Here is a 6,253-nt window from a genome sequence, read left to right as displayed (position 1 = left end):
CCCCGGCCCTTGCGGGCCCTGCGGGGGGCCCGGCGGGGGGGGGGGGCTGGGCCGGCCCTCCCGGGGCGGGGGGGGGGGGGGCGCGCCCCGCGCCCCCCCCGCCCCCCGGCCGTCGGCGTGCCGGTCCCCTGTGCGGAGCACACGCGTGCCCCATTCGCGCTACTGCGATCGCGCCATCGGGCGCGTCTTCCTAGCGTTTCGGTCATCGAGGTGCATTTCAGACGCAGGCGGAAACGGTCCGCGGCAGGCTCCTCGGGGACCCGGAGGCTCATCATGCGCGCGATACGCGTCGCTTCGGCCGCTCTGCTGGGCGTGGCCGCCCTCTCCCTCACCGCTCCCGCCGCGCACGCGGCACGGGCCGGCGACATCACGTCGTTCGGTTTCGCTGTCGTGCCCTCGACGGTCTCCCCCGGCGGGCAGGTGCTCCTGCGTGTCGACGGCTGCCATCGCAGGACGACCGTCTCCTCGGGCGCCTTCGACTCCGTCGTCATCCCCCGGGGCCAGTCCTCGGCCACCGCGACCGTCGACCGGGACGCCAGACCGGGCACGGTGTACGAGGTGTCGTTCCAGTGCGGCGACGAGAGCGGCCGGACGGACCTCACCATCGTCTCCGGCCACCCGACGCATCACCCGACCCACCACCCCACCCACGGCTCCCACGCCGGGGCCGGCGGCACCGTGGCCGGCTTCGACCCGCACGAGATCGGCCTCGGCGCGGCGCTCGTCGCCGGGGCGCTGGGCGTGGCCTGGCACCGGGCACGCCGTCGCCCCGAGGACGGCGGCCACTCCTGACCGGTGCCCCGCGCGGCACGCCGTACAGCCCTTCGCCCCGGAGACACCCTCGTGGGTTCCGGGGCGAAGGGCTGTACGGCGTGCGATCCGTGCTCCGTAGGGGTGGGCCGGATCCCGGGCGCGGACGCGGATCCTGTTCCGGGGTTCGGATCCGTTCCCGGACTCAGGCCTTGTTCTCCGCGCGCCGGCGCATCCAGAACACCCCGCCGCCGACGACCGCGGCGGTCACGAGCCCGCCGCCGATGGCGATGTCGGTCGACGTGGCACCGGTGGAGCTGCTGCCGCCGAGGCCGCCGCGGACCCCGCCGATGACGGTGAAGACGCCGGTGAACGTCTTGCGCTTGCCCTCGCAGTTGGTGGTGACGCTGTACGAGCCGGGACTGGCGTCGGCGTTGACCCGCACCGTGGCCGTGGCGGTCGGGCCGCCCATGGACCTGAGGTTGGTGGTGGGGAAGGCGTTGGAGCCGATGGTGCTGCCGGCGATCGCGCACGCGTCGCCGCCACTGACGGTGAGGACGAGCTGCCCGCCGCGGGCGATGACGTTGGGGGTGGCCGTGACCGCGCTCGGCTGGTCCCAGGCGGTGGCCGTCGGCGCGGCGACGCCGACCAGGGCGACCGCGGCGGCCGAGGCCGCCAGGACACGAGTAGTACGCATGTGATCCTCCGCGGAAGACGCCCCGGGTCCCGTCCCCGGTCGATCGGCGAGAAAACGTCTCCCAGAAAGACCCTCAGATGCCGTGCCCGGGCCCGCATTTCGGCGCTGGTCCGTCCTGGTGAGTACCGGGCGGAGGACACGCCGGGATATCTCCGCGCGATTCGATATCGCCGCAGGTCACGGACCGTCAGAAAATTCCTCCGGGTGACCGACCCGGATGGCGCAGAACTCTCCGCCCCGCCACCCGTTCGCACCTGCCCCGTCGCCTTCGCCGTGCGGCAGGCTTAGCTTTTCCGTATGCGCGAGGGACACGGCGACGGCCGGGTCGAGAGGGGATGGGATATGTCTTCGTCCGGACCGGCCGAGGCCGAATGGGAGGAGCCGCGGAAGAAGCGTGCTCCCTGGGGCGTGATAGCGCTTGTCCTGCTGACCGGTCTCGCCCTCATCCGCAACGGCTCGGGCGAGTTCGACGTGGGGCCGCCGCAGCCCGCCTCGGCGGCGGCCGCGGACAGTCGCCGCACCCCGCACGGCACCTTCACCGAGGTCCCCGACCCGCTGCCGTACGCGATGGTCGACCGGGTGCGGATTCCCTCGATCCGGGTCGACGCGCCGGCCATGCCCGTCGGGCTGGACGCGCAGGGCTGGGTGGACGCGCCGCCGGCCCGCGATCCGAACCTCGCGGGGTGGTTCACCGGCGCGGTCTCCCCCGGCGAGAAGGGCACGTCCGTCGTCGTCGGCCATGTCGACAACAACCGGGGTCCCGCCGTGTTCTACGGTCTCGGGGCGCTGAAGAAGGGCGCCGAGGTCGAGATCCTGCGCGCGGACAGGAAGACCGCCGTGTTCGAGATCTACGGCATCGAGGTGTTCGCGAAGAACGATTTCCCGGGCGACCGGGTCTACGGGAACAGCGGAATTCCCGAATTGCGGGTGATCACCTGCGGCGGTGGTTTCTCCAAGCAGAACGGATATGACGGGAACGTCGTCGTGTTCGCCCGCCTGGTCGAGGTGCGCTGACCGTGCCCCGGCCCGGCGGGCGGGAATCCACCGGAATGCGCTAGACGTATTTCCGCTGGGGCACGGTGATGCGATAGCCGGAATCCAGCAGTTCGGGCAGATAGTCGCGCAGGGCCCTGACGCTCTGCGAGCGGTCGCCGCCCGCGTCGTGGGAGAGCACGACGACACCGGGGGCGGCCCCCTCCTCCACACGCCGGACGATGGTGTGCGCGCCGGGGGTCCGCCAGTCGAGGGTGTCCACGGTCCAGGCCAGCGGCTCCATGCCGAGTTCGGCGCCGAACCGGAACGCGGCCCGGTTCCAGGCGCCGTAGGGGGCGCGGAACCACAGCGGCGGTTCGCCGTAGGCCTTCTCGATGATCTCGCTGGTGCGGGCCATCTCCGCGTGGATCCGGGACCGGGAGAGGGTGGTGAGCAGTGGATGGGACCAGGTGTGGTTGCCGACCGCGTGACCGTCGTCGGCCATCTCCCGCAGCAGGTCCTTGTGCTGGACCGCCATCTCGCCGCACACGAAGAACATCGCCCGGACGTCGTGGTCGCGCAGGATGCGCAGGATGTCCGGGGTGTAGCGGGGGTCGGGGCCGTCGTCGAAGGTCAGCACCATGCTGCGGCCGCGGCCGTCGACCCGCAGGAACGGCTCGTGACGGACGGAGGGCCGGACGAGGGTGCGGCGCCGGGGCGGCGGCCCGTACCCCGCGATGGGTCCGAGACGGTAGGAGGAGGGCTTGAGCGCCGGACGGCCCCCCGGGCCCGCCGCCGGGGCGGAGGCGCCGGCCGGTGCCGGGCCGGATGCCCCGTCGTCGATGAGCAGAGCGGCGGTGCCCGCCGTGGCGGCCGCGCCCAGCAGGGCGGCTCCGCCCGTCAACAGGTGCCGCCGTGTGAACATCTGATCCTTCGTCATGACTCATCAGTCGACCAAGGCGGGGACGCCGCACCACCGCGACACCGGTGCGGCGGCACGGAAGCACCCGAAGGGAGTAGTCGTCCGCGCCCTCGACGCACGACCGGCGCACGCCGGGGCCCGGGTGCTCCGATAGCCTCGCGACCGTGACCGATCAGCAAGCACACCGGTTCGAACGGGGTACCGACGGACCCAAGGTCGTCCTCGTCGGACTGGACGGCTCCGACACCTCGCTGCGGGCCGTGGCCTACGCCGCCGGCCTCGCCCGCCGCCAGCACGCGCTGCTCGCGATCGTGTACGTCCAGCCCCTCCTGGCGGCCGGTGCGGCGCTCGGGGTGCCGACGGCCGGGACGACCGACGAGATCGCCGCGCACCTCGTCGCCGAGATCCGGGAGGCGGCCGAGCAGGTGAAGGGCATCTTCGAGGTGCGCTGGGAGTTCCACACCTTCCGCGGCGACCCGTACAACGGCCTGGTGACGGCGGCGGAACAGCTGAAGGCGGACGCGGTCGTGGTGGGCGCCTCCCAGCAGGCCGGCCACCGCATCGTCGGCTCGGTGGCCCTGCGCCTGGTGAAGGCGGGCCGCTGGCCGGTGACGGTGGTGCCGTAGGTTCGGCGGGGCCCTGGGTACGGCGGGGCCGAAGGTACGGCAGGGCCCAGGGCTCGGGGCCCGAGCGGCCGGGTGGTCCCCTGGCTAGGGTCCTTCTGACGGATCTCCGTGGGAGAAGGAGCGGCGTTCGGTGCGTGCTCTCGGCGTGCCGGGCGGAAGACCTCGTACTGGACGTACTTGGGCTTTCGCCCGGTGCGGCGAGAGGGCGTGCCGGGCGTCGCGACGCCGCGGAGATCCGTCAGAAGGGCCCTAGTTCCCCGTGACCAGCCCGTCCTGCGCCGCGCCCCGGCTGAGGACGACGTCCCGGATGCGGTCGCGTACGGCGGCGACGTCGGCCCCCGCCCCGGCCGCGATGGCGGAGTCGAGGTCGACGACCCGCCCCCGGCCGGTGTCGAACCACTGGGGCACGAACTCGGCCTTCGTCACCGCCCAGCGGTCACCCGCGCGCGTGGGCGGGGCGAAGGTGAAGCGGGCGAGGGTGCCCTGGTTGCCGCGCGGATCGAAGGCGCCGGAGTGGTTCTTCATCGCTCCCGCGACCTGGTCGCCCATCCCGTACACGACCCAGGTCCCGTTGACCTTCTCGTAGGCCTGCGGGACGTGCGCGTGCGTGCCGAGGATCAGGTCGACGACGGGCCGGCCGCCGGTGGCCGCGCGGGTGAGTTCCGCCGCCAGGGTCACCTGCTGGGCGTCGGGCGCGTCCTGCCACTCCGTCCCCCAGTGCAGCGACACCACCACGACGTCGGCGCCCGCCCGCCGGGCGGCCCGCGCGTCCGTCAGGATCCGCTCCCGGTCAATCAGGTTCACCGCCCACGGCCGGTCAGCCGGCAGCGGAATGTCGTTCGTCCCGTACGTGTACGCCAGGTGCGCCACCTGAGCGCCCCCGGCGCGCATCAGGGTCGGATGCCGCGCCTCCTCGGCCGTACGCGCCGATCCCGCGTGCCGCACGCCGGCGCGATCGAGCGCGTCCAGCGTGCGCTGGATACCGCGTGCGCCGTCGTCCAGTGAGTGGTTGGAGGCCGTGGAGCACGCGTCGTACCCCGTGACCGCGAGGCCCGCCGCCACCTCGGGAGGTGACTTGAACACCGGGTAGCCGCTGTAGTTCCCGTCCGCCCCGTAGACGGTCTCCATATGACAGATCGCCAGATCGGCCCCGGACACCACGGGTTTCACGCCTGCGAGCATCGGCGCGAAGTCGTAGCCTTCGCCACCCGCGTCCGTCCGGGCCCGCTCGATGATCGACATGTGCGGGAGGACGTCACCGGAAGCGACGAGGGTGAAGCCCCGGTCGTCACCGGCGAGGGCCGAGGGTCCGGGCCGGGGGGACGAGCCCGGGTACTGGCAGGCGGCGGTCGCGGTGAGGAGGAGGACGGTGAGCGAGACTCCGACGGGACCCCGGTGTGCGGACATGGATCAGCACCTCACTCTTGTCGTATTTACTGACTAGTCATCATGAATGCATATACAGCGGCACACACCCGTCAAGTAGGCACACCGGCGCACCCGCGCACGAAGGACCCGTTCGGCGGAATTACCGTTCGTCGCACCGTTCGCCGACAGGTTCGACCGCCCGCCGCACACCCGTGACCGGCCCCTGTCCTCCCGCGGCGCCCCGCGTTCCCATACGGCCATGACGGCCGGAACCACGATCACCTACGGGACGACCGCCGAACACGAGCTGGCCGAGCTCCAGCGCGAACACGGCCGCCCCCTCTTCGCCCTGCTGCTGCGGCTCTCCGACGGAGACCGCCATCGCGCCGAGGACCTGGTCCAGGAGACCCTCGTGCGCGCCTGGCAACACCCCGAGGCGCTGCGCGCCGACGACTTCGACTCCGTACGCCCCTGGCTCCTCACCGTCGGGCGGCGGCTCGCCATAGACGCGCGGCGGGCCCGGCAGGCGCGCCCCGCCGAGGTGGGGGACGCGGTGCTGGAGAACGCGCGTGTGATGGCGGATCACGCCGAACGGTCGGTGGCGACCCTGGATGTACGGGAAGCTGTGAAGACACTCACTCCCGAGCACCGCGAAGTACTGGTGCAGGTGTACTTCCAGGGTGCGAGTGTGGCGGAAGCCGCCGAGGCCCTCGGGATCCCGCCCGGTACGGTGAAGTCTCGCGCGTACTACGCGCTGCGCGCCCTGCGCCGGGTGCTTCCCGGATACGCGGCCGACCTGCGGTGAAACCCATGGCCGAGTCAAACCTCCGTAAAGCGCCTTGCTGAATACCCCGGTTGAGCAATCAGCTGTCTTCTATCCGTGTTCCGGATGAGGGCCCGGGCCCGTTCTCCGGGCCC

At 72.5% G+C, this 6,253-nt stretch carries 7 protein-coding genes; 4 read left to right on the top strand and 3 right to left on the bottom strand.

The window, feature by feature from the left end; translation table 11 throughout:
* Positions 1-273: 273 nt before the first annotated feature.
* A complete protein-coding gene (locus ACWCRJ_RS35125; RefSeq protein ID WP_450943076.1) occupies positions 274-792 on the top strand; it encodes a hypothetical protein in 519 nt (172 codons plus the stop codon).
* A 163-nt stretch (positions 793-955) separates the two neighbouring features.
* On the opposite strand, the gene ACWCRJ_RS35120 is transcribed toward ACWCRJ_RS35125, so the two are convergent.
* Positions 956-1,447, bottom strand: coding sequence for a hypothetical protein (locus ACWCRJ_RS35120; protein ID WP_005484364.1), 492 nt, complete (start codon positions 1,445-1,447; stop codon positions 956-958).
* Between the two features lie 342 nt (positions 1,448-1,789).
* Between ACWCRJ_RS35120 and ACWCRJ_RS35115 the strand changes: the two genes are divergently transcribed.
* Positions 1,790-2,461, top strand: coding sequence for a class F sortase (locus ACWCRJ_RS35115; protein ID WP_450943075.1), 672 nt, complete (start codon positions 1,790-1,792; stop codon positions 2,459-2,461).
* A gap of 40 nt (positions 2,462-2,501) precedes the next feature.
* Here ACWCRJ_RS35115 and ACWCRJ_RS35110 read toward each other — a convergent pair whose 3' ends face one another.
* Positions 2,502-3,359 (bottom strand): polysaccharide deacetylase family protein, encoded by an 858-nt coding sequence (locus ACWCRJ_RS35110; RefSeq protein WP_450943074.1) that lies wholly within the window; start codon positions 3,357-3,359, stop codon positions 2,502-2,504.
* Positions 3,360-3,505: 146 nt separating this feature from the next.
* On the opposite strand from ACWCRJ_RS35110, the gene ACWCRJ_RS35105 reads away from it, so the two are divergent.
* Complete coding sequence (locus tag ACWCRJ_RS35105) at positions 3,506-3,967, top strand: universal stress protein (RefSeq protein WP_450943073.1); 462 nt, start codon at positions 3,506-3,508, stop codon at positions 3,965-3,967.
* Between the two features lie 249 nt (positions 3,968-4,216).
* On the opposite strand, the gene ACWCRJ_RS35100 is transcribed toward ACWCRJ_RS35105, so the two are convergent.
* Positions 4,217-5,374 carry a CapA family protein gene (locus ACWCRJ_RS35100; RefSeq protein ID WP_450943072.1) on the bottom strand — a complete coding sequence of 386 codons (1,158 nt, stop codon included), beginning with the start codon at positions 5,372-5,374 and terminating at the stop codon, positions 4,217-4,219.
* Positions 5,375-5,594: 220 nt separating this feature from the next.
* Here ACWCRJ_RS35100 and ACWCRJ_RS35095 point away from each other — a divergent pair, with 220 nt between their 5' ends.
* A complete protein-coding gene (locus ACWCRJ_RS35095) occupies positions 5,595-6,140 on the top strand; it encodes a sigma-70 family RNA polymerase sigma factor (RefSeq protein WP_450943071.1) in 546 nt (181 codons plus the stop codon).
* Positions 6,141-6,253: the final 113 nt, after the last annotated feature.

This window comes from Streptomyces sp. NPDC002324 (assembly GCF_053593335.1).
Note: the sequence above shows the minus strand (reverse complement) of the source record. Positions and strands in the feature narration are given on the sequence as shown.

Excerpts from the sequence above, each read along its gene's own strand:
- ACWCRJ_RS35125 (WP_450943076.1), top strand. The coding sequence starts at position 274 with ATGCGCGCGATACGCGTCGCTTCGGCCGCTCTGCTGGGCGTGGCCGCC.
- ACWCRJ_RS35120 (WP_005484364.1), bottom strand. The coding sequence starts at position 1,447 with ATGCGTACTACTCGTGTCCTGGCGGCCTCGGCCGCCGCGGTCGCCCTG.
- ACWCRJ_RS35115 (WP_450943075.1), top strand. The coding sequence starts at position 1,790 with ATGTCTTCGTCCGGACCGGCCGAGGCCGAATGGGAGGAGCCGCGGAAG.
- ACWCRJ_RS35110 (WP_450943074.1), bottom strand. The coding sequence starts at position 3,359 with ATGACGAAGGATCAGATGTTCACACGGCGGCACCTGTTGACGGGCGGA.
- ACWCRJ_RS35100 (WP_450943072.1), bottom strand. The coding sequence starts at position 5,374 with ATGTCCGCACACCGGGGTCCCGTCGGAGTCTCGCTCACCGTCCTCCTC.
- ACWCRJ_RS35095 (WP_450943071.1), top strand. The coding sequence starts at position 5,595 with ATGACGGCCGGAACCACGATCACCTACGGGACGACCGCCGAACACGAG.